Consider the following 21,545-nt stretch of genomic DNA (forward strand, 5'->3'; position numbering starts at 1 on the left):
AGCTATGGCTGGTCATTCTACTTATGAACCGCAAAACGCTGGCGCCAAATGGCTTGAGCGTCGTTTGCCGGTTCTCTCCCTTGTTCATGGGAGCTTTGTCGCTTTTCCTACCCCGAAGAACCTGAACTACTGGTGGACCTTCGGCGGTATCGCATTCTTCATGCTGGTTGTGCAGCTGATCACCGGTATCGTTCTGGTGATGCACTACACTCCGCATGAAACTCTTGCGTTCCTCTCTGTTGAACACATCATGCGCGATGTGAACTACGGATGGCTTATCCGCTATCTGCACATGAACGGCGCATCCATGTTCTTCATTGCAGTTTACATCCACATCTTCCGTGGTCTGTACTACGGTTCCTACAAGGAACCACGTGAGATCGCCTGGATCCTTGGTGTTCTGCTGTTCCTGCTGATGATGGCGACTGCGTTCATGGGCTACGTGCTTCCATGGGGTCAGATGTCACTGTGGGGCGCGACGGTTATTACTAACCTGTTCTCCGCGATCCCGATTGTTGGCGACAGCATCACTACATGGCTCTGGGGTGGCTTCTCCGTTGGTAACCCAACTCTGAACCGCTTCTTCTCACTGCACTATCTGCTGCCATTTGTGATTGTTGGTATTGTGATCCTGCACATCTGGGCGTTCCACGTTGCTGGTAACAACAACCCAGTTGGTGTTGATCCAAAATCCGAGAAGGACACGATCCCATTCCATCCGTACTACACGATGAAGGATCTGTTCGCGATTGTTGTCTTCATGATCTTCTTCTCCTGGTTCGCATTCTACCTGCCGAACTATATGGGTCACCCAGACAACTACATCGAAGCAAACCCAATGGTAACGCCTGCACACATCGTGCCTGAATGGTACTTCCTGCCGTTCTACGCGATCCTGCGTGCGATCACTTTCGATATCGGCCCAATTCCTTCGAAGCTGGGTGGTGTTATCGCAATGTTTGGCGCAATCGCAGTGCTCTTCGTACTGCCATGGCTCGACACTTCCAAGGTTCGCTCTGCGCGTTTCCGTCCAGTTTACAAGTTCTTCTTCTGGCTGTTCGGTTTCACCTGTGTGATGCTTGGTTGGCTCGGTGCAATGCCTGCAGAACAGCCATACGTGGCTCTGGCTCAGGTCTTCACTGCACTGTACTTCGCTCACTTCCTGATCGTTCTGCCAGTTCTTGGACTGATCGAAACGCCTCGGAAAGTTCCTGACTCAATCAACGATGCAGTGCTGGGTAAAACCGGCGAAGCGGCTTAAGGGCAGGGGAATTTAAAGATGAAAAATCTAATGTTCAAAAGCGCTCGCGCACTTGCTGTTGTTGCAGGTCTTGTAGTGGCAGGCCCAGCTCTGGCAGCTGGTGATGCTCCGCACGTTGAGAAGCAGCCTTGGTCTTTTGCTGGTCCTTTTGGTCAGTTTGACAAAGCGCAGCTGCAGCGTGGTTTTCAGGTGTACCAGGAAGTTTGTTCTTCCTGTCACGGTCTGAGCCTCGTTGCATTCCGTAACCTCGCTGAGGAAGGCGGACCTGGCTTCTCCGTTGATGAAGTTAAGGCTCTTGCAGCTGAGTACTCCATCGTAGATGGTCCGGATGATGAAGGTGAAATGTTCGAGCGCGAAGGCAAGCCGTTCGACAAGTTCCCTTCTCCGTTCCCGAACGAGCAGGCAGCACGTGCTTCTAACAACGGTGCTTACCCACCAGACCTGTCTCTGATGGCTAAAGCCCGCGCAGTGACCCGTGGTTTCCCATGGTTCGTTCTGGATATTGCTACGCAGTATCAGGAAAACGGCCCGGACTACCTCTACGGCCTGCTGACTGGTTACCACGAAGCTCCTGAGGGCGTTGAAGTTCCAGAAGGTCAGTACTACAACACCGGCTTCATCGCTGGTAAGACGCTTGCAATGGCGCCACCACTCTCTGACGAGCTGGTTGAGTACTCCGATGGTTCTCCAATGACTACTGATCAGTACGCTCGTGACGTTTCTGCATTCTTGATGTGGGCAGCTGAGCCTCATCTGGAAGCACGTAAGCGTATCGGCTTCGGCGTCATGGCATTCCTGATCCTGTTTGCATCTTTGCTGTACTTCACAAAGCGCAAGATCTGGAGCAATGTAGACCACTAAGGTCACATCGATACTTTCAAAAAGGGCTATCCTATTCGGGTAGCCCTTTTTTTTGGGGTTGGCGTCTGGATTTGATGTAGTGCCAACTTCACGAGACTGAATCAGGTAAAGTGCACTGAAACTGGCGATAAGCGGAGAGAGCGATATGCAGGCGGTTCTGGGTATTATCGGAGGTTCTGGCCTCTACAATATTCCTGGTTTTGAAAATGCCCGATGGGAGCGGATTGAAAGCCCATGGGGCGAGCCAAGCGATGATGTCTGTATTGGCGAGATTGATGGCCTGAAGGTTGTCTTCCTGCCGCGTCACGGTCGTGGCCACGTGCATTCTCCGAGCGAGATCAACTATCGCGCCAACATCGACGTGCTCAAGCGTGCTGGTGTGACGGATCTGATTTCCGTCAGTGCTTGCGGTTCTTTGAAAGAAGAGTATGCGCCGGGGACGTTCGTGCTGGTTGACCAGTTTATTGACCGGACGTTTGCCCGTGAGAAGAGTTTCTTTGGCACTGGCTGTGTGGCGCACGTCTCTGTAGCGGACCCAGTTTCACCGTTACTGGTGGATGTGGTGGAAGGTGCCTGTCAAGAAGAGGGCCTTACGTATAGCCGCGGTGGGACTTATCTGGCTATGGAAGGGCCGCAGTTTTCTTCTAAAGCTGAGAGCCATCTGTATCGTTCTTGGGGCTGTGACGTGATTGGCATGACGAACATGCCAGAAGCAAAGCTAGCCCGAGAAGCAGAAATCAGCTACTCAACGGTGGCAATGGTGACCGATTACGACAGCTGGCATGCTGATCATGGCAATGTCGATATCAATGCGATCATCAAGGTTCTGCATGAGAACGTGGAAAGCGCTCAGAAGCTTGTGCTGGCGGTGGCCCGCAAACTGCCGAGAGAACATCAGCAATGCCCGATTGGCTCCAACACTGCGCTCGATTTTGCGATTATGACTGCTGAGGACAAACGAGATCCTGAGCTGCTTGCAAAGCTTGATGCTGTCGCTGGACGTGTGCTGAAAAAATAACTGATTACCTGAGTGATCCTGAAGGCCCTGAGCGGAGGGCCTTTGACTGAAACAATGCAATTCAAAACGTGGAAATGACCATGACTGACACACTGAACACAATCTCAGAGGAGCTGATCGCGTCTATTCGCACGATCCCGGACTATCCGAAGGAAGGTATCCTGTTCCGCGATATCACGACGCTTCTGAGCGATCCTCGTGCGTTCCGCCGTGCGGTTGATGCACTGGTGCAGCCGTGGGCTGGCTCGAAGATTGAGCAGGTTGCTGGTATTGAAGCGCGTGGCTTCATTCTGGGTGGTGCTGTGGCTCACCAGTTGTCTGCTGGTTTCCTGCCTGTGCGCAAAAAAGGTAAGCTGCCGTTCAAGACCATCGAGCAAGAGTATGAGCTTGAGTATGGCACAGACACCATTGAGATCCACTGTGATGCTGTGAAGCCGGGTGAGAAGGTAATTCTGGTAGACGACCTGATTGCGACTGGTGGTACTGCGGAAGCGGCTGTGAAGCTGCTGAGAAGTGCTGGTGCTGACATTGTGGCGGCTTGCTTCATTGTCGATTTGCCAGAACTGCAAGGACGTGCAAAACTGGAAGCTCTGGACGTTCCTGTCAGGACATTGGTGGAGTTTCCCGGTCATTGAATGACGCCTTTGTAGAGCAAGGCCCGCAGTTTTCTGAGGCCTTCAACCAAGATTTTGAATTGCTTTTGAAATGGCGCAGGGATGTGCGCCATTTCAAGCAAGACATGATTGATCGCGAAACCGTTGAAGAGCTTTTGCGATTAACTGATCTTTCCCCAAGCGTCGGCAACAGTCAGCCGTGGCGCTTTATCGAGGTAAGCCAGCCCTCAAACCGAGAGGCGGTTTATCTCAATTTCCAACAGGCAAATGCAGAGGCCTGACGGGCTACAAGGGAGAGCGTGCGGAGAGCTATGCCAAGCTCAAGCTGCAGGGTTTGACCGACGCTCCGCTGCAATTTGCCGTTTTTTGTGATCTTGAACCAACACAGGGAGCTGGGCTGGGACGGCAGACCATGCCGGAGACGCTGGCCTATTCTTGTGTTAGCGCAATTAACTGCCTTTGGCTTACTGCTAGAGCGAAAGGCATTGGCGTTGGTTGGGTGTCTATTCTCAATCCAGATGGTGTCGGAAAGCTGTTTGGCGTTCCTGACAGCTGGAAGTTCGTAGCCTATCTGTGCATTGGCTACCCGGTTGAGAATAACCTGACGCCCGAACTTCAACGCACCGGCTGGCAGGCACGTACTGCCACTGAATTGCGAATGTTAAAAGATATTGATCTAGTTAGGCCAGAAGCCAAACAGGAGTCTTCTTCGTGTCAATCCAAGTAAGAGCAATTGAGCCAGAAGATCGAGAGCAGGTTGTTGAGCTGCTCGTGAACCGGTGGACCAGTCCTGAGCAGTTGCTTGATGGCGAGATGGTGGATGCATCCAAGCTGCCAGGATACCTTGCTCTGGATGAAGGTCGTTTGGTTGGCATGATTACGCTGATCAAACGTGAACAGGAATGGGAGATCCTTACTCTCGATTCGTTGCAGCGCTGGGGTGGTATCGGAACGCTTTTGCTGGACGCCTCTGTTGATGCCGCTCGCAAAGAGGGTATTGGCCGCATTATGGTGCGCACTTCCAACGACAATCTGGATGCATTTCGGTTTTATCAGAGACGCAGCTTCCGTTTAGAGAAAGTCGTTCAGGGCGTCATCGATGAAGAACGTAAGTTAAAACCCGAAATACCAGTCACAGGTCTGCACGGGATACCGTTGCGTGATGAGGTGATTTTTGGTCGGGATATAACCGGGAATCGATCTTAGCTTTACTTTCAAACGGTCTTTGACTAACTTTGTGAAAGTTTAAATAAAATTGTAACTGAGGGTTGTGTTGTGATCGTCCGCATAATCGAATTGGTGCGACGCTATAGAACGATACGGCTCTCCTTACTGGCCACTGTCCTGGATTGCTCTGTCGATGAGATCCTGTATGCGGTAGATGGGCTGGAAAACAATGCTATCATGCGCGTGCGGGGCAACTCGCTGGTTTCCAATGAGGCCATCGCGGAGAGCGACATCAGCGTGCGCATGCATTCCCGCTTTGCAGAGAAGAACGCCGTTGGCAAGTTGGCGGCCAGCCTGATCAAGGATGGTGATCGTCTTCTGATTGAAGCGGGGAGCACACTTTCCCTTTTTGCCAATCATCTGAAAGAGAAGAAAGACCTGTCCGTTGCGACCACCAGTCCGCTGATTGCTGAGAGCCTTGTGCGACACAGCCGGGCGTGCAGCGTGGAACTGATTGGGGGCAAGCTGGCTGCTCATACGACCGCGCTTCATGGTGAGGAGACCATGGCGCGCATTCGTGATCTGGAGGTTGATTGGACCATTCTGAGCCCCACCAGCATGTGCATTCACAAAGGGGCCTGCTATTTCCATAAAGTCGATGCTGAAACGAGCTTATTGATGCAGCGTAGTGCGAAGAAAACTATGATGCTCAGTGATAGTTCTAAGTTAGGCGTCCCCAGCCGCTACACTGCGCAAACAATGCAAGGTGTAGATGTCTTTATTACTGATAATAATGGAGAATTAGGTTTTGCTGAAATAGAGCATCATCTTAAAAAAGCTCGCGTTTTTCATGCGATTTCAGAAGATGCTGACAGCGAAGATTTCATTCTCTTGAATAGTTGATAAATTTTAATCTTTTTCGATAAAAATGAACGATGTTTACTACCGGAATAGTATCTTGGATCTAGGCCTACTTAGATGATTAATGACTTAATGGTGGACGTTCTGGCCAATCTGGTGAAACGCCACAGACGTATTTCTTTGACTGCTGCTGCAGATATTTTGGGAATGGACTTTGAAGAGCTCACAAGTCTGGCAAAGGTTTTGTCAGAGCGTGAGGAGTTTGAGCTCTTTGACAATTCAATATGTTTTCTTATGCCGCGAGATCAGGATGCTTATCGGGTAAGGCTACGCAGCCATTACATCGAGAAGTATGCCATTGGACGTCTTGCTGCCTCTTTCATTCAGGAAGGCGACCATGTGGTCGTTGAATCCGGAAGTACCATGACCATCCTTGCGCAGCACCTTGCGCAAGTAGAGCAGATTAAAGTTTCGACCAATTCCTATGCGGTTGCCTCCATGATTATTGGAGCGGAGACAGCTGCGGATATTCATGTGATTGGTGGGCACCTTTACACAGACGGGCAGGGGGCGTTGGGTCCGATCGCTCTGGATACGGTTGCTGGACTGAACGCAGACTGGGGGATCATTTGTCCTGTTGGTTTGTCTGCGGAAGGCGACCTCATGTACTACGTGGAGGAAGAAGCCAAATTTGCGCGGGCTGTGATGGCCTCCTGCAAGCGGACGATGGTTCTGTGTAACTCCAGTAAGATTGGCGTGCCGAGCCGCTTTGTAGCCAACTCCTGCGCTCAGGCGGATATGCTGATTGTCGACAGCGGTGTTGAGCCAAGCATTCTGGATAGCCTCGTTGCTCAGGGCGTGAAGGACGTGCACGTGGCTGATGTGGAAGCGGAAGCTTCCAGTGAAATTGTATTGCTTGATATCTGATTTTATTTCTTTGTTTCTAAACTAAAAAAGGCGCTCGATTGAGCGCCTTTTGTGTTTCTTGCGATGTTGGATCGCCGATCAGGTGTTGAACTTGAACAGCAGTACGTCGCCGTCCTGAACAATGTATTCCTTGCCTTCGTCGCGCGCCTTACCAGCTTCTTTTGCTGGGGTTTCACCACCAAGCTCAACGTAATCGTTGTAAGCGATGGTCTGCGCGCGGATGAAGCCGCGTTCAAAGTCGGTGTGGATCACACCAGCTGCCTGAGGTGCTTTCGTACCAGCAACAATGGTCCATGCGCGGGTTTCTTTTGGACCTGCTGTGAAGTAGGTGATCAGCTCCAGAAGGCCGTAACCAGCGCGGATCAGACGGTCGAGGCCAGGCTCTTCCAGACCCATGTCTGCCATGTACTCACGCTGTTCTTCATCTTCCAGCTGAGCGATCTCAGCTTCGATGGCTGCGGAGATCACAACAGAGGCTGCACCTTGCTCTTCAGCCATGGCCTGAACCTTCGCAGAGAGGCTATTGCCTTTGTCTGCAGATTCTTCTTCCACGTTACACACGTAGAGGACTGGCTTGGAAGTCAGCAAATTAAGCATTTTCAGCTGCTTGATTTCTTCTGGATCAGTCAGGCCGAGTGCGCGTACTGGTTTGCCGTCCTGAAGGATCGCGAGAGCCTGTTCCATGATTGGCAGGGCTGCTTTTGCGTCTTTGTCGCCTGACTTCGCTTTTTTCTCGAGCGGCGCGATGCGCTTTTCGAGGCTTTCCATGTCGGAAACCATCAGTTCGGTTTCGACAGTTTCAGCGTCAGCGATCGGGTCGATCTTGCCATCCACGTGCGTGATGTCATCGTTTTCGAAGCAGCGCAGAACGTGTGCGATCGCGTCTACTTCGCGGATGTTTGCGAGGAACTGGTTGCCCAGACCTTCACCCTTGGATGCACCGCGCACCAGACCTGCAATGTCCACAAAGGTCAGGCGGGTCGGGATGATTTCCTTGGACTGCGCAATTGCAGCGATCTTGGACTGACGTGGATCCGGAACAGCAACGTCACCGGTGTTCGGCTCAATGGTGCAGAACGGATAGTTCGCTGCCTGAGCTGCTGCTGTCTTGGTCAGAGCGTTGAAGAGGGTAGACTTACCAACGTTAGGCAAGCCGACGATGCCGCACTGAAAACCCATTTACTCTTGTCCTTTCGATCCAAATAGCTGCTCAAGCGCTGAGGCGAGCGGCCCTTTTTTGTTAGCTTCTTTGTCCTGATAGCCGGTTGCTTTAGGCGCTGGCTTTTTTTCTGGCTCAGGCTTGGCGGTGTCCTGCTTTTTCTTTGCAGCCGCGTCGCGTGAGCTTTCCTTTTTATAAGGTTTGCCAGAGCCTTCCGGGCGGGTTGCCAGTGTCACCTTGTTGGCGAACTGGTTGTCCTGGTGCTGAGCAAGGAGCGGGGCGTTGTCTGCGACAGCCTCTAAAAGAGGTTCCAGCCACTCCTGATCCGCTTTTGCAAAGTCACCCAATACCCACTGATGCACACGGTCCTTATGGCCCGGGTGGCCGATGCCGAGGCGGACACGGCGATAGGCATCTGTGATGTGTGCTGTGATGGAGCGCAGACCATTGTGGCCGCCATGACCACCGCCGTTTTTCAGGCGGAACTTGGCAGGAGGCAGGTCCAGCTCGTCATAGAGCACGACAACATCTTGTGGGGTGAGCTTGTAGAAACGGAGTGCTTCGCCTACGGAACGACCACTTTCGTTCATGTAGGTTGTTGCTTCATAAGCAAGACTTTTTCGCCTGCCAATGTGCCTTCAGAAACATGTGCCTGAAAGCGAGCCCGCCATGGGCTGAATGAGCTATGGCGGCGATGAATTTCATCTGCCGCCATGAACCCGATATTGTGACGATTATTCTCGTATTTAGGGCCTGGATTACCGAGGCCGACAAACAGCTTCATAGGTATGGTTCCAAGCCTTGAATTCAGAGAATTACTCTTCGCCTTCACCTTCTTCAGAAGCTTCGTCAGCTTCTTTCAGACCTGCAGGAGCTGCAATGGTGGAGATGGTGAAGTCACGGTCTGTGATGGTTGGCGCGCAACCAGCTGGCAGCTTAACAGCAGAGATGTGCTGGGAAGAGCCGAGGTCTGCTTCAGCCAGATCAACTTCGATAGCTTCTGGGATAGCAGTTGCTGGAACAGTCATTTCAACAGTGTGACGAACAACGTTCAGAACACCACCGCGCTTCAGACCTGGGGAAGTTTCTTCGTTCAGGAACTTCACTGGGATTTCAACTGTCAGAGTAGCGTCTGCAGAAACGCGCAGGAAGTCAACGTGCATCAGAGTGTCTTTAACCGGATGCAGCTGGAAGTCTTTTGCGATTACAGAAGTTTTTTCGCCGTTCAGGTCGATTGTACCGACGTGAGACAGGAAACCGCCCTTATGAAGGGTCATGGTTGCTTCTTTAAGAGGCAGGTTGATGGATACTGCTTCTTTTTTGTCGCCGTAGATTACTGCTGGTACAAGACCTTCACGACGAGCTGCACGAGCGGCCCCCTTGCCGGCCCGTTCACGCACCTGTGCTTTCAGCTCATAGCTGTTTGCCATGGTGGAATCTCCTAGTTTGATAATAAAAGTAAGGCCGCGGGAGCGACAGAATTCTGCGCTCAACTACGGCCAACTTTGTACGCCTCCTCCAAGGGTGTCGACGTACGCGGCTCGTATAGCTGAACTTCCTTTAAAGAGCAAGAGCAACCGTAGAGCCTACAATAAGAAAAACCGGGGCGTACCCCGGTTTCTCAAAGCCTGTGATTAAAGCGAATTATGAATCGAACAAGCTGGAAACAGAACGTTCCTGCGATGTGCGGTTGATCGCCTCGCCCATCAGAGGGGCGATAGAAATGGTGCGGATGTTCGGAGCAGCCTGAACAGCAGCGGTTGGCTCGATGGAATCGGTGATCACCAGTTCCTTAAGCTTGGATGCGGAAACGCGTGCAACTGCGCCACCGGACAGCACGCCGTGCGTGATGTAAGCGGTTACAGATTTTGCACCAGCGTTGAGCAGAGCATCCGCTGCGTTGCAGAGAGTTCCACCAGAGTCCACGATGTCGTCCACGAGGATACAGTCGTAGCCATTTACATCACCGATGATGTTCATGACTTCGGATTCTCCAGGCTTGTCGCGACGCTTATCAACGATGGACAGAGGAGCTTCGATGCGCTTTGCAAGTGCACGTGCGCGAACCACGCCGCCAACATCCGGAGAAACAACCATAACGTTGGTTGTGTCGTAGCGCTCTTTGATGTCACGGGTCATCACAGGCGCGCCATAGAGGTTGTCGGTCGGAATATCGAAGAAGCCCTGAATCTGGCCTGCATGCAGGTCGAGTGTGAGCACTCGGTCAGCACCGGCGTTGGTGATCAGATTGGCAACAAGTTTCGCAGAGACTGGCGTACGAGGCGCCGGCTTACGGTCCTGACGGGCGTAGCAAAGTATGGAACCACTGCGGTAATACGACGTGCTGAGGAACGACGAAGCGCATCAATAATGATGAGCAGTTCCATCAGGTGGTCATTAGCCGGATAGCTTGTTGGCTGAATGACGAAGACGTCTTCACCGCGTACGTTCTCCTGGATTTCAACGTAGATTTCTTGGTCTGCAAAGCGGCGAACCTGGCACTTCGCCAATGGTACATCAAGATACTTTGAAATTTGCTCAGCCAGCGCGCGATTGGAGTTACCCGCGACGATTTTCATAACCCGCAAGTCCTTCTTGGGCTTTGATCTCACAACCCGCTTTCGCCGGTAGTGAGGTGGAAATTTGCGTCCCTTGGTGGAACCCGATTTCTTCTGGTAAGGCACCCTGAAGGGTCGCCTTGGGGCGCCTTTTAGCAACCTCGTCTTAAGCCGACAATAGCCAGAACGCACAGCAGCTCAGCTTTTTTGCAAAAGCTGAGCTGCATAATTGTGTATCTATTTGATTTTATTAGGTCACTTGCTGTGTAACCATGCTTCTAAAGAAGCAATAGTTCTTGAGGCAATTCTCTGCAGCGCATCGCTGGAAACATCGTTCCATGGGTCGCCAGAGTTGCCGCCTGTCTGCTCCTGGCCGTCAATTCTGTGAACGCGATTGCCGTTTGCATCAATAATATCAAATACATAGAAGACGGTGGTGGTGTACTGGTCACCCGCTGCGGTCAAGAATCCTTTGACTCGGTAGGTAGCTGGTGCGCCAACGCGTCTGACGAGGTTGAGATTCGCTGCTGCTGCGCGATTCCCCAGTTCCTCGGAGAGATCGTCGGCAATGTTGCCAGGCAGTCCGGTCAGCTGTTCGAAGGCGAACGTTGCTTTGGCGGGAGATACAGCCGGAGGAGCAGACTTGGTTTCAATCATGTCCCCGATGCTGGACGGGGGAATAGGGTTTGCCGCACAGCCTGCAAGAATTGCCATAGCGGCAATGATTAATACCCGAGGTGAAAGTACGAGCTTCAGCATGTCAGTCCTTAAAGTCCACTCAAAGAATCAGCGAGGGGTGCCCCAGTAGATTCGTAAAGAATAATTATGGCAGTCTTTACCCTGCCTTCACAGGGAGGTCGAGAGAAAGCTGTGATAAGCTTTCTGGCCCATCTTCGTGTGTGATGTAAGTTTGGCCCAAAGTCATGGCAGTTTCGCTATCGGAATCCATGATGATCATGTGCATAAACAACACCATGTTTTCCTGAATTTCATGTGCATTTTCTTTGAAAGCCATATACGGCGGCTCCATCCAGCTTGGTGTGAAGCGGGCACCAAGGGAATATCCGCAGGCATTGAGGCGATGTGGCATCAGGCCGCGATCATCCAGAATATGAGCGTGCGCGGCAAACAGATCGCCAAAGGTGTTGCCAACCTGCATGGCCTGTTCAACGGCAATCATCGCGTCTTTTGCAGCTTGATGAAGCTCCAAATGGCGCGGGGTCGGTTCCCCCAGAATAACGGTGCGGATGGCGGCTGCGTGGTAATGACGGTAAACACCGGCCCACTCCAGTGTGAGCTGATCATTTTCTGAGAGCGTTCTGCGGCCAGACTTGTAACGGCAGAGTAAGGCGTCCGGGCCGGAGCCGATGACAAACTCGTTGGCGGGATAGTCTCCGCCGCCTTCGAAGATAGTGCTTTGCATCTTTGCGAGGATGCGGCCTTCATCTGCTCCCGGCTTGATCTCTTCCATGGCAGCGAGGAAGGCCTGATCAGCGAGTTTGCCAGCGGTTCTGACGTATTCCAACTCGGTTGGTGATTTGACCAGACGCAGTTCCTTGATGATGTCGGAGGCGTCGTCCACGTCTGCGAAGGAATGGAGAGACTCGTCGAGCAGGCGGCCATTGGCGGCAGTGAGACCGTGGGTGTCGTATTCCACGCCGATGCGGGTGCCGAGCAGGTCGAGATCGAACAGGAGCTCCTTCACCTGCCCAACAGGAGATTTGCCAGCCACATCCATCCAGAGGCGGATGTCTTTGAGGTTGGAGGTGTTGCGGGCCTGTCTGAGGTCTGCTGAGCGGGTGAGTAGGATTGGTTCTTCGCCTGGGCGATAAATCAGGCATTGGAAGAAGCAGTAGCCGAAGGTGTCGAAGCCTGTCAGCCAATACATGCTTTCCTGCGCGAAGATCAGCAGGCAGTCCAGATTGCGCTCTTTGAGTTTTGCGTCCAGAGCAGCACGGCGCTCAGCAAATTCTTCCGGTGAAAAGTGCAGGGCCATGGTTTTCTCCCAATCCATAGTTTGCAACGCAATCTGAAACAGAACTTACTCTTGCTCGCCCGCCAGCACAATCAGGCGGTTAACATGATAGTTGATATTTGGCGCCCGTAATCCGGTTCTTTGTTATGGGTGGTTCTTCGGTAGGAGAAGAACCTATCTGCATCTGCATAGGTGCAGAGTTTCAGGTCGATGACTTCTTTCAGGCCCAGTTGGTCGAGCTGTGCTTTGATGAAGGCAGGTAGGTCGAACATACTGTGCAGTGGCTTTTCGGAAGGTACAAAGAAGCGTTGATTGTCCTTGGATTGCTCAAGGAAGCGCAGGGCAAACTCCGGGCCGACTTCGTAGGCTTGCTGGGAGATCATCGGGCCCATCACAGCCGTGATGTTGGCTGGATCTGCGCCAAGCTGCTGCATGGCTTTAACGGTGTTGGGCAGGATGCCGTCTACTGCGCCTTTCCAGCCGGAATGGGCTGCACCGATGACGCCTTTGTCCGGATCAACAAACAGGATCGGGCCGCAGTCCGCTGTCAGAATGCCGATGGCGACACCGGGTGTGTTGGTGACAAGGGCGTCGGCGCGTTTATCGTCTTCTTCAGCGAAGGGGCCGGATACACTCAGGACCTTGGTGGAGTGGATCTGGTAGGGCGTGACCAGATGCTCTGGCGTGGTGCCGAGCTTTTCGGCAACGCGGCGGCGGTTTTCCAGCACGTCCTCGCGGTTGTCGCTGGAGCCGAGGCCGACGTTGAGGCCTTTATAGATGCCGGAGGAGACGCCGCCTTCGCGGGTGAAGAAGCCATGTGAGATGCGTTGCATTGCTTCAAGCTCTGGCACTTTAATCATTGGCTTCTCCGGCGTTTGACTGGTTTAATTCTGGAAAGGAATTGGTTGTTCTGAAGTGTTGGAGATGCAGAGGACTTTGAACAGGGTGCCCATCTGATCATCGGCGGCAAGACGCTCTACATCCTTGCGGATCTGGTCCTGATCCAGCGTGGATTTGCCTGCACCAAGCTGGCCTGCGCGTTCCAGCAGACCGAGGCCGAGCAGGAACTGGCCTTGACCGATTGGGCCGTGCGCAGTGGCGCCTTCTGCTGCAGCTGCGTTTGCCAGTGCCTGAAAGTTGACGTGTGCGGTCAGATCTGCTTCGCCGCAGTGTTCCAAAGTGGAGACGTACTCGTGCTTCTTGAGAGCCTGGAAGGTGTCACCGGTGGCAGTCTTGGCGTAACCGTAGTCGATCAGCAGTGCTGCGCCGCCATTTGCTTTGAGGCGGTGGCCGATCTGGGAAGCAATGGCGTTGGAAGCTGGTGACAGTTCCAGTGTGTCGCCGATCTTTGCCTGCAGGTTCGCTTTTGCGACGTCTGCTGGTGACAGAGTGCCTGAGCCAATGCCGAACGTGAGGTTGCCATCTTCATCCAGACCAACGCAACGCTCGCGCCAGCCGGTGTCTGTCAACTGGTACTGGTGGATTGGTAATGCGTCGAACAGCTCGTTGGCGACGAGCAGCGTCGGGCCTTCCGGGATGGTGTCTAGCGTGTCGTGCCATTTGATGGAATAAGCCTTCAGCAGCTTGCGCTGTGCTTTGCGTAAAGATGGGCTGGTTTCGACCAGATGGATCTGAATGTTGGCGAGCATCTGAGGGCGCAGTGAGATCACGCGCAGGATGTCCTTCATCAGTGTGCCACGGCCCGGGCCCATTTCTACTAGATGCACTGGTCCTTTTAGGTCCTGCGAAAGCCATTGGTGCAGAAGCCACGCGCCGATGAGCTCGCCGAACAGCTGAGAGATCTCTGGCGCTGTGGTGAAGTCGCCTTTTGCGCCGAAGGGCTGCTGGCGCATGTAATAGCCGTGCTCAGGATCAGACAGGCACAGCGCCATATACTCGGCAACGGTCATTGGACCATGATCCGCAATGCGCTTTTTGATTTTTTCCTGAAGAGGCGTGGATGCGGAACCGGTCATTTTGCTTCTTTGTTTTCCGTATTTCTTTTAAGTGCCCAAACCACGATGACGATACCGATCAGAACCATTGGCAGGCTTAGCAGCATACCCATGGTGAAGAAGCCGGATAGATAGCCAATGTGTGCATCCGGAACGCGGTAGAACTCTACAAAGGTGCGTGCCAGACCGTAGCCAATTGCGAAGCTGCCTGCGAGCACGCCGGGCTTTTGCAGCAGTTTGAAGCGGTGAGACAGCAGGCGGAGCACGAGGAACAACAGAGCTCCTTCCAGTGCTGCTTCGTAAAGCTGGCTTGGGTGTCTTGGTTCTGGTCCGCCATTGGGGAACACGACAGCCCACGGCACATCCGTGACACGGCCCCAAAGCTCGGAGTTGATGAAGTTGGCGATGCGTCCGAAGAAGAGACCGATCGGCGCGGCAATGGCAGCCAGGTCAAACATGGTCCAGCCGGACAGGCCGCGGGCTCTGGAGTAGATGAACAGCACGACAATCATGCCCAGCAGACCGCCATGGAAGGCCATACCGCCTTGCCAGACTGCAAGGATCTCGGTCGGGTTCGCCAGATAGTAGGGCAGATTGTAGAACAGCACGTAGCCCAAACGACCACCCAGCACGATGCCGAGTGTTGCCCACATGACGAAGTCGTCGATATCGGTTCCTGTTGGATGAGCTGTCTTGCTCCACAGATTGGTGTTGCGCACGGTCACGACCATATAGCGCCATGCGAGAAGAATTCCGGCGATATATGCCAGCGCATACCAACGGATGGCCAGTGGTCCGAACTCAATCAGAACCGGATCAATCATCGGGAACGGTATGGCTAGGAGCGGCATATGAGATCCTTTTGTTTTTGGAGCGTACCTGTCGTCAGAACTCTTAGGGCTGTTCGCATTTATGTTGAAACGCCTGACCTGCTTTCGCTCATATTCTGCGTATCTTTATCCGAAAAACGGTCCCCACTTTTTGGAGATACGCTGTAGATTTGAGCGGTATGTGGTCATTTGATTGCAACGGATCAAGCAACAGACACCCCGAATGAGCGAGCATTCCGACAACTAGAGGATTTGGTCAAGTGGTTTGTGGGAGGTGTTCAACACAAGCTTTCGGCATTTTACTGACAGGTTCTTTAGGGTTCTGGGCGCAAAACAGCTCTCAACGCTTGAAAGTGGCGGGCCAGACCAATACTTGTTTGAGAGAGATAAATTTTAAGAGGACGCCATGAGCCAGTCTCCTAATCGCATGTTCGACGAGTTTGCTAAGCTGATGACCGATGCAGCTGGTGTTGCACAGGGTGCCAAGCGGGAAGTCGAAACCGCATTCCGAGCACAGATCGAGCGTTTCATGTCGGATATGGATCTGGTGTCCCGCGATGAGTTTGACACAGTCAAAGACATGGCGATCAAGGCACTGGATGACGTAGAAAAGCTGGAAGAGCGCCTTGCAGCTCTGGAAAAGCGCCTTGCGGATCAGGACGAAAAAGCTGCCCCTGAAGACAAGGCATAATGCCCGCTGAAAATTACATGTGAATATGCTGTGGGCGGCTTTGAGTCGTCCACAATTTTCGCAATGAACTGTCTGTTCCCCCTATAGGGGAATGTCCAAGTCTATCGGTATATTGGCAAAAAAAGGGATTCGATGTGTTGCATCAATAGTTCCCGTGAAACCTTCTTGGTGGAACTTCCTTTGTAGCGCATGCTTCTATCTAAAGAGCACGTAAGTGTCTGGTCCATGATCACTCAACCCGCGTCCGTCCGGAGTGGGTAGATAAACCATTCCTCAAACGGAAAGAGGACCGGAAATGAGCCTTATTGAGTTCGGCACGGAACGCCCCCTGAATCCGGTTGATACGATCGAAAACCTTGCAACCGGTAACGACTGGTCCTTTGAACGACTTGGTGATGATGAAATTTCCATTTCGGTTACAGGGACTTGGTGCGACTATCACGTAACCTTCTCGTGGATGGAAGAGTTGGAAGCGCTGCATATGGCAAGCGCATTCGACCTGAAAGTCCCAGCTCCCCGCAAAGATGAGATTGTCCGCCTGCTTGCGTTGATCAACGAGCAGCAATGGATGGGCCACTTTGATATCTGGGGCCGCGAAGGTGTTGTTATTTTCCGTCAGTCTTTGCTTTTGGCTGGTGGTGCAGAAGCCAATTCTTCTCAGATTGAAGTCCTTTTTTCCAATTCTCTGGATTCATGCGAACGGTACTATCAGGCATTCCAGTTTGTCGTCTGGGCAGGCAAGACCGCTCAGGAAGCGATGGAAACAGTGATGTTTGAAACTGCCGGTGATGCATGAAATTAACGAATGAACGTCCGCTTGTTCTGATTGGAGCAGGTAAAATGGGTGGTGCCATGCTGTCCGGCTGGATGAAGCAGGGTATGGCACCAGAACATGTGGTTGTTGTTGACCCGAACCCACCTGCCGAGACGATTGAAACCATTCAGGCACATGATCTGGTCTGGCACAAAAGCGTGCCTGACGGTGTTGTTGGCGGTGTGCTTCTGCTCGCTATCAAGCCACAAATGATGGAAGACGTGCTGCCGACGCTTAAAGGTCTGGCAGATGCGCAGAGCGTGGTGCTTTCGGTGGCTGCCGGTACGACCATCAAGCGGTTTAAAGACAACTTTGGTGCCGGACAGCCGGTGGTTCGCGTTATTCCAAATACACCTTCGCAGGTGGGCCGTGGTGTGACGGCTGGTTATGCCTCTGATGAAGTTCAGGACACGCAGAAGGCACTGATGAGTTCTCTGCTGGAATCCATCGGCGTGTTTTACTGGGTGGAAGCTGAAGAGCAGATTGATCTGGCAACGGCTGTGAGTGGTTCTGGTCCTGCCTACGTGTTCCATCTGGTTGAAGCGATGAGCGCAGCAGGACAGCGTTTGGGCCTGACTGCGGAACTTGCGGAAGCGCTCGCAAGAGGGACAGTATCTGGTTCTGGTGAGCTGCTACACCAATCCTCTGAGGATGCGGATGTTTTGCGTAAGAACGTAACCTCGCCGGGCGGCACAACAGCTGCAGCGCTTTCTGTGCTGATGGGGGATGATGCCCTGACCAACCTGATGAGCGATGCGGTTGCGAAGGCAGCGCACCGTGCAACAGAACTTGCTGATTAAGGCAGCTTTGGCGGTGCTGGAAGATCGCTTCCGGCAGGTTTCAAAATTACTCGATATTGACGTAAAGCCTCGGTTACTAGACTGAGGCTTTTTCTTTGTACGTGGGGTGTTCCTGTGTGTATGATTAAGTGTTGATGCGTAGTTGGAGCACGTTGCGTTCATTTACATTCACGCCCCGCACTCTAACTTCTTTAATGAAGCGGGTTCTCTGCGGTTGGTCCTGGCCAATCTAACGGAATGCGCTTCAGAGTGTTGGCCATACAGGAGCGTGCCATGCCTACTGAGAAGACCCATCAGAAAGTCGTCGCGAGTTTCATTGAGCTGCTGGAGACGCACCGGATTGAAGAAATCACCTATGCGGCGATCGCGGACAATGCGGGTGTCAAGATTGAAGTGGTGCGTGCGTGCTGTAATGGCAAACTGGACCTGCTTGCTGCCTTTATGCGGGAGATCGATCAGAAGGTTTTGAAAGAGCGGGACCCTGATCTCATGGATGAGACCCCTCGGGACCGCCTGTTTGATGTGCTGATGTGTCGTCTGGACCTCATGGAGCCACACAGAGAAGCCATCCGAAATCTACGCAGAACAGTTGTTAAGGATCCCGCTCTGGCTATGCACATGCATAAGCTGGTGACACGCTCCATGAAGTGGATGCTGGTGGCTGCCGGTATTGAAGAGTTTGGCTTGCGCAATGTGGGTATGTCGAATGCGTTGGCGCTGGGCTTTGAGCGGTTGGTGCGGGTGTGGCTGGAAGATGATGCGCCCGGACATCCTAAAGTTATGGTCGCCGTTGATGATATGTTGGCAAATGGCGAAAAGTGGATGGGCCGTGCTTGCCGGGTCGAGAAAGTGGCGGCACCCTTTATTGAAGGGCTGGGCCGTTTGTGTCAGAGGCCGCTGCGCCCAAAAGGCCAGAGCACACCTCCATCAGCTACTGCAAATGGTGGGGCTGAAGCCAGCCCCTGATGCGGTTGGCGTCTAATTTAAGTTATTGAGAAGAATATGGACCAAAAAGAAACTACTAAAACCATCGGCATTGATGATTTTTTGAATGTGGATGTGCGTGTTGGCACCGTTATTGAAGCAGTTGATTTTCCAGAGGCACGTAAGCCTGCGTACAAGCTGAAGATTGATTTTGGTGATGACATTGGCGTCAAAAAGACGTCTGCGCAGATCACTGCGCATTACACACCTGAGACACTGATTGGTCGTCAGGTGGTTGCTGTCGTGAATTTCCCACCACGCCAGATCGGGCCTTTCATGTCTGAGGTTCTGACCCTTGGGTTGGCTGATGAGAATGGCGATATTGTTCTGCTGCATCCTGACAGCAAGGTGCCAAATGGCGGGCGGATGCACTGACCCTTATGTGGTTGTTCGGGCAGGGAGATGAAAACTTATCCCCCTGCTGGATTTCTCCCGTAATCTAAACCCATGCCTACGTAACGGGCTGCTGGCGGAGCGACCGTCAGTGTGTCGTAGGCTGGGCGGGGCTATCGGAAGAAGTAACGCAACTTTCGGTGGTCCGGTGAACCGAACTTCAAACGTGGCCGCATGGTTTGAAGGGAAGGGCCCAGGAATATAGGGTATCACGCGGTGACGGGTGTTGATGCACCGGCAGGGGAACCTGCTTTTGCTGATGTGTCTGTCAGAGACGGAGGAACTGTTTGGGCAGGGAAACCTGACTGAATAAGCCACTGTCTTTCCGGGAAACCGGCTATCGTGCCTTATAGGCAAAAGAGGCGACGTTGTTCATCCCAAGAAAGCCCGGGCAAGGCGAGTAGCCAATGCCGAAGAATTAGTTTCAATAAGTAGCGCAGGTATTGCCTGCCGCCTTGCTCTCCCCGATTAACTCGGGAACTCCAGCTTCACCACTGCATGGGATGCCATGCAGTGCTATTGGCATGTCTGCTTGCTTATTGTTGGTTAGATCGGGATGCGAATGCGCACGCGCAGGCCGCCCAGAGGGGACTGGCGAAGGAAGATTTCACCGCCGTGGCTTCTGACGATATCCCGCGCAATGGCAAGGCCCAGACCTGAGCCACCGCTGTCCTGATTGCGGGCCGTATCCAGTCTATGGAACGGACGGAAGACGTTTTCACGCTCTTCCCGCGGGATGCCAGGTCCATCATCATCGACTGTAATGATCAGCCAATCCGGGGTTCGGTTGCCCTTGATGCGCAGCGTCTTGCCGTATCGGGCTGCGTTGGAGATGACGTTCAGCAGACAGCGCCGGAACGCACGGCCTTTGACGATAACGAGTGGATCGCCGTCGAAGGATGAAGATACATCCGCCCCAACAACTTCAGCCTCAACCTCCAGATCTTCCAGCATGAGCGAGATGTCGACTGGGGCAGGGGGCTCGTCGCCGTAGCCCTTGGAGAAGGACAGATAGTCCTCCAGCATCCGATTCATCTCATCCACGTCTTTGCGCAGTGCATCAGCTTCAGGCGATTGAGGCAGCAGTGCGAGCTGCAAGCGGAAGCGGGTGAGAATGGTGCGCAGATCATGGCTCACACCAGCGAGCATGGTGGTGCGCTGATCCACATGGCGCTCAATCCTGCGGCGCATATCGATGAACGCAAGCGCTGCCCGGCGGACTTCTCGTGCACCATGCGGACGGAAGTTGGAGACCTGCCGGCCTTTACCAAACTCCTCCGCCGCATCGGCCAGTTGCTCGATGGGCCGGATCTGATTTCGGAGGAACAGCACAGCAATGATGATCAGCACAAGGGACGTGGCCACCATCCACACGATGAAGATGTGCGAGTTGGAGGCATAGGTCTGGCTGCGCCGCGCAATGATGCGAAGGGTCTTGTCTTCCAGCTGAATGCGGATCTCAACGTATTTGGCTGCACCGACAGTATCGATCCAGAAAGGCTTACCGATGCGCGCTGCAATTTCCCGGGTCATGTAGCGGTCCACCAAATCAAAGAGAGGCTTTGGTTTTGGTGGTGGAAGTGGCTCTTTAGGGAGCACTGTCACAGACAAGCCCAGTGCTGAAGCACTGATTTGCTTTAGTGTCGCGTAATTGTCGTCGTGATTATAGGTCTCCGCCATATCGACGACAGCTGCAATCTGTCGGACCACTGCTTCAGACAAGCGCTTGGTCACGAGGTCGTAGTGGCGCTCCATGAAAACGAAAGCGAGGACCGATTGCAGGATCAGGAAAGGGATGACGATGATCAGAAGGGCGCGGACATACAGGCCTTTGGGAAGGCGGTAGTGCAGCCAGCTTGTCACCGCGAAGTAGGGCGTTAATAGCGTTCTGACCCATTGTGGGAGTTTGAACCGGTCTGATAAGCCATAGTCCTCTCACTGTTTGCGTGTCTGCTGGCTGTTACTATGACAGCTAGTTGGTAATAAGCCGATAACCTATCCCACGCACAGTTTGCAGGTACAAGGGATTGCCGGGATCTTCCTCAATCTTTCTTCTTAAGCGGTTTACCTGAACATCAATTGTGCGTTCACCGAGGGAGGCATCTGCTCCCACCAGATCAGTTCGTGCTACAGTTTGTCCTGGCTTCTCTGCAAAGGTGTTGAGGATCTGTTTTTCGCGGTCAGTCAGGCGGACGTGTTCGTCATTACGCTTCAGTTCACCGCGTTCGGCGTTGTATTGGAACGGACCGAAAGAGAGGACTTCCAGCTTCATTTTTGGTTTGGGGCCACCCCGACGGAGGATGGCGGAAATTCTTAGGAGGAGTTCGCGTGGTTCGAAGGGTTTGGAGACGTAATCATCGACGCCAGCTTCCAGACCTTCGATGCGATCTTCGATCTCAGAGCGGGCAGTGAGCATGAGGATCGGGACAGCTTTGGAGCGGCGCAGGTCTTTGGCGAGCTCAATACCGCTTTCGCCCGGCATCATGACGTCGAGAATGAGGAGGTCGAACTCCAGACCAGATAATCTGCGGCGTGCTTCTTCTGCGTCTTTGGCGACGGTGACGCGGAAGCCGTTTTCCCCGAGGAATCTGTTGAGGAGGTCACGGATACGACTGTCGTCATCAATCAGGAGAATGTGAGGTGCATCATCTTCCAGAAGAGCAGAGCGGGCCACGGT

At 53.1% G+C, this 21,545-nt stretch carries 21 protein-coding genes and 3 pseudogenes; 13 read left to right on the forward strand and 11 right to left on the reverse strand.

Features of this window, described 5'->3' with window-relative positions:
* Positions 1 to 4: 4 nt before the first annotated feature.
* The 8 genes and pseudogenes from JCM12308_RS20515 to JCM12308_RS20550 all read left to right on the forward strand — a co-directional run bounded on the left by JCM12308_RS20515 (position 5) and on the right by JCM12308_RS20550 (position 6,709).
* Positions 5 to 1,261: a cytochrome b gene (locus JCM12308_RS20515; RefSeq protein ID WP_008547360.1), complete on the forward strand. Its 1,257-nt coding sequence runs from the start codon at positions 5 to 7 to the stop codon at positions 1,259 to 1,261.
* Positions 1,262 to 1,279: 18 nt separating this feature from the next.
* Positions 1,280 to 2,122, forward strand: coding sequence for a cytochrome c1 (locus JCM12308_RS20520; RefSeq protein ID WP_054784919.1), 843 nt, complete (start codon positions 1,280 to 1,282; stop codon positions 2,120 to 2,122).
* Between the two features lie 145 nt (positions 2,123 to 2,267).
* Positions 2,268 to 3,140, forward strand: coding sequence for an S-methyl-5'-thioadenosine phosphorylase (locus JCM12308_RS20525; RefSeq protein WP_054784920.1), 873 nt, complete (start codon positions 2,268 to 2,270; stop codon positions 3,138 to 3,140).
* A gap of 80 nt (positions 3,141 to 3,220) precedes the next feature.
* The gene (locus JCM12308_RS20530; protein WP_037036260.1) at positions 3,221 to 3,775 is read left to right on the forward strand and encodes an adenine phosphoribosyltransferase; all 555 of its coding nucleotides are present in this window, start codon (positions 3,221 to 3,223) and stop codon (positions 3,773 to 3,775) included.
* Positions 3,772 to 4,481 (forward strand): annotated as a pseudogene (gene bluB / locus JCM12308_RS20535) (5,6-dimethylbenzimidazole synthase). Before JCM12308_RS20530 ends, bluB begins: the two are co-directional and overlap by 4 nt.
* Positions 4,466 to 4,960, forward strand: coding sequence for a GNAT family N-acetyltransferase (locus JCM12308_RS20540; protein WP_008548018.1), 495 nt, complete (start codon positions 4,466 to 4,468; stop codon positions 4,958 to 4,960). The pseudogene bluB and the gene JCM12308_RS20540 overlap by 16 nt, the downstream one beginning before the upstream one ends.
* Before the next feature lie 264 nt (positions 4,961 to 5,224).
* Complete coding sequence (locus tag JCM12308_RS20545; RefSeq protein ID WP_244271974.1) at positions 5,225 to 5,824, forward strand: DeoR/GlpR family DNA-binding transcription regulator; 600 nt, start codon at positions 5,225 to 5,227, stop codon at positions 5,822 to 5,824.
* A gap of 75 nt (positions 5,825 to 5,899) precedes the next feature.
* On the forward strand, positions 5,900 to 6,709 hold the full coding sequence (locus tag JCM12308_RS20550; RefSeq protein ID WP_208608790.1) for a DeoR/GlpR family DNA-binding transcription regulator: 810 nt from the start codon (positions 5,900 to 5,902) through the stop codon (positions 6,707 to 6,709).
* Positions 6,710 to 6,787: 78 nt separating this feature from the next.
* On the opposite strand, the gene ychF is transcribed toward JCM12308_RS20550, so the two are convergent.
* The 9 genes and pseudogenes from ychF to lgt all read right to left on the reverse strand — a co-directional run bounded on the left by ychF (position 6,788) and on the right by lgt (position 15,207).
* The gene (gene ychF, locus JCM12308_RS20555) at positions 6,788 to 7,888 is read right to left on the reverse strand and encodes a redox-regulated ATPase YchF (RefSeq protein ID WP_014286748.1); all 1,101 of its coding nucleotides are present in this window, start codon (positions 7,886 to 7,888) and stop codon (positions 6,788 to 6,790) included.
* Positions 7,889 to 8,652 (reverse strand): annotated as a pseudogene (gene pth / locus JCM12308_RS20560) (aminoacyl-tRNA hydrolase).
* A gap of 31 nt (positions 8,653 to 8,683) precedes the next feature.
* Positions 8,684 to 9,298, reverse strand: a complete 615-nt coding sequence (locus tag JCM12308_RS20565; RefSeq protein WP_008548139.1) for a 50S ribosomal protein L25/general stress protein Ctc — start codon at positions 9,296 to 9,298, stop codon at positions 8,684 to 8,686.
* Positions 9,299 to 9,512: 214 nt separating this feature from the next.
* A pseudogene (locus tag JCM12308_RS20570) lies at positions 9,513 to 10,447 on the reverse strand (ribose-phosphate pyrophosphokinase).
* A gap of 234 nt (positions 10,448 to 10,681) precedes the next feature.
* Complete coding sequence (locus tag JCM12308_RS20575; RefSeq protein ID WP_041768747.1) at positions 10,682 to 11,185, reverse strand: hypothetical protein; 504 nt, start codon at positions 11,183 to 11,185, stop codon at positions 10,682 to 10,684.
* A 76-nt stretch (positions 11,186 to 11,261) separates the two neighbouring features.
* Positions 11,262 to 12,440, reverse strand: coding sequence for a M24 family metallopeptidase (locus tag JCM12308_RS20580; RefSeq protein ID WP_008547693.1), 1,179 nt, complete (start codon positions 12,438 to 12,440; stop codon positions 11,262 to 11,264).
* 53 nt (positions 12,441 to 12,493) lie between these two features.
* On the reverse strand, positions 12,494 to 13,261 hold the full coding sequence (gene pgeF, locus JCM12308_RS20585) for a peptidoglycan editing factor PgeF (protein ID WP_054784921.1): 768 nt from the start codon (positions 13,259 to 13,261) through the stop codon (positions 12,494 to 12,496).
* A 24-nt stretch (positions 13,262 to 13,285) separates the two neighbouring features.
* Positions 13,286 to 14,377, reverse strand: coding sequence for a class I SAM-dependent methyltransferase (locus tag JCM12308_RS20590; protein ID WP_054784922.1), 1,092 nt, complete (start codon positions 14,375 to 14,377; stop codon positions 13,286 to 13,288).
* Complete coding sequence (lgt, locus tag JCM12308_RS20595) at positions 14,374 to 15,207, reverse strand: prolipoprotein diacylglyceryl transferase (RefSeq protein WP_054784923.1); 834 nt, start codon at positions 15,205 to 15,207, stop codon at positions 14,374 to 14,376. Before lgt ends, JCM12308_RS20590 begins: the two co-directional genes overlap by 4 nt.
* Positions 15,208 to 15,592: 385 nt before the next feature.
* Here lgt and JCM12308_RS20600 point away from each other — a divergent pair, with 385 nt between their 5' ends.
* The 5 genes from JCM12308_RS20600 to JCM12308_RS20620 all read left to right on the forward strand — a co-directional run bounded on the left by JCM12308_RS20600 (position 15,593) and on the right by JCM12308_RS20620 (position 18,850).
* Complete coding sequence (locus tag JCM12308_RS20600; RefSeq protein WP_054784924.1) at positions 15,593 to 15,877, forward strand: accessory factor UbiK family protein; 285 nt, start codon at positions 15,593 to 15,595, stop codon at positions 15,875 to 15,877.
* Between the two features lie 295 nt (positions 15,878 to 16,172).
* On the forward strand, positions 16,173 to 16,673 hold the full coding sequence (locus tag JCM12308_RS20605; protein ID WP_008547464.1) for a type III secretion system chaperone family protein: 501 nt from the start codon (positions 16,173 to 16,175) through the stop codon (positions 16,671 to 16,673).
* Positions 16,670 to 17,491 carry a pyrroline-5-carboxylate reductase gene (gene proC, locus JCM12308_RS20610; RefSeq protein WP_054784925.1) on the forward strand — a complete coding sequence of 274 codons (822 nt, stop codon included), beginning with the start codon at positions 16,670 to 16,672 and terminating at the stop codon, positions 17,489 to 17,491. Before JCM12308_RS20605 ends, proC begins: the two co-directional genes overlap by 4 nt.
* A 273-nt stretch (positions 17,492 to 17,764) precedes the next feature.
* Positions 17,765 to 18,457, forward strand: coding sequence for a hypothetical protein (locus JCM12308_RS20615; protein ID WP_054784926.1), 693 nt, complete (start codon positions 17,765 to 17,767; stop codon positions 18,455 to 18,457).
* Between the two features lie 36 nt (positions 18,458 to 18,493).
* Complete coding sequence (locus tag JCM12308_RS20620) at positions 18,494 to 18,850, forward strand: tRNA-binding protein (RefSeq protein ID WP_008547588.1); 357 nt, start codon at positions 18,494 to 18,496, stop codon at positions 18,848 to 18,850.
* 564 nt (positions 18,851 to 19,414) lie between these two features.
* Here JCM12308_RS20620 and JCM12308_RS20625 read toward each other — a convergent pair.
* Together JCM12308_RS20625 and JCM12308_RS20630 are read right to left on the reverse strand one after the other, a co-directional pair.
* Positions 19,415 to 20,731, reverse strand: coding sequence for an ATP-binding protein (locus JCM12308_RS20625; RefSeq protein ID WP_054784927.1), 1,317 nt, complete (start codon positions 20,729 to 20,731; stop codon positions 19,415 to 19,417).
* A gap of 109 nt (positions 20,732 to 20,840) precedes the next feature.
* Positions 20,841 to 21,542, reverse strand: coding sequence for a response regulator (locus JCM12308_RS20630; protein ID WP_008547432.1), 702 nt, complete (start codon positions 21,540 to 21,542; stop codon positions 20,841 to 20,843).
* Positions 21,543 to 21,545: the final 3 nt, after the last annotated feature.

It is taken from the genome of Pseudovibrio denitrificans JCM 12308 (assembly GCF_001310815.1).
GTDB lineage: Bacteria > Pseudomonadota > Alphaproteobacteria > Rhizobiales > Stappiaceae > Pseudovibrio > Pseudovibrio denitrificans.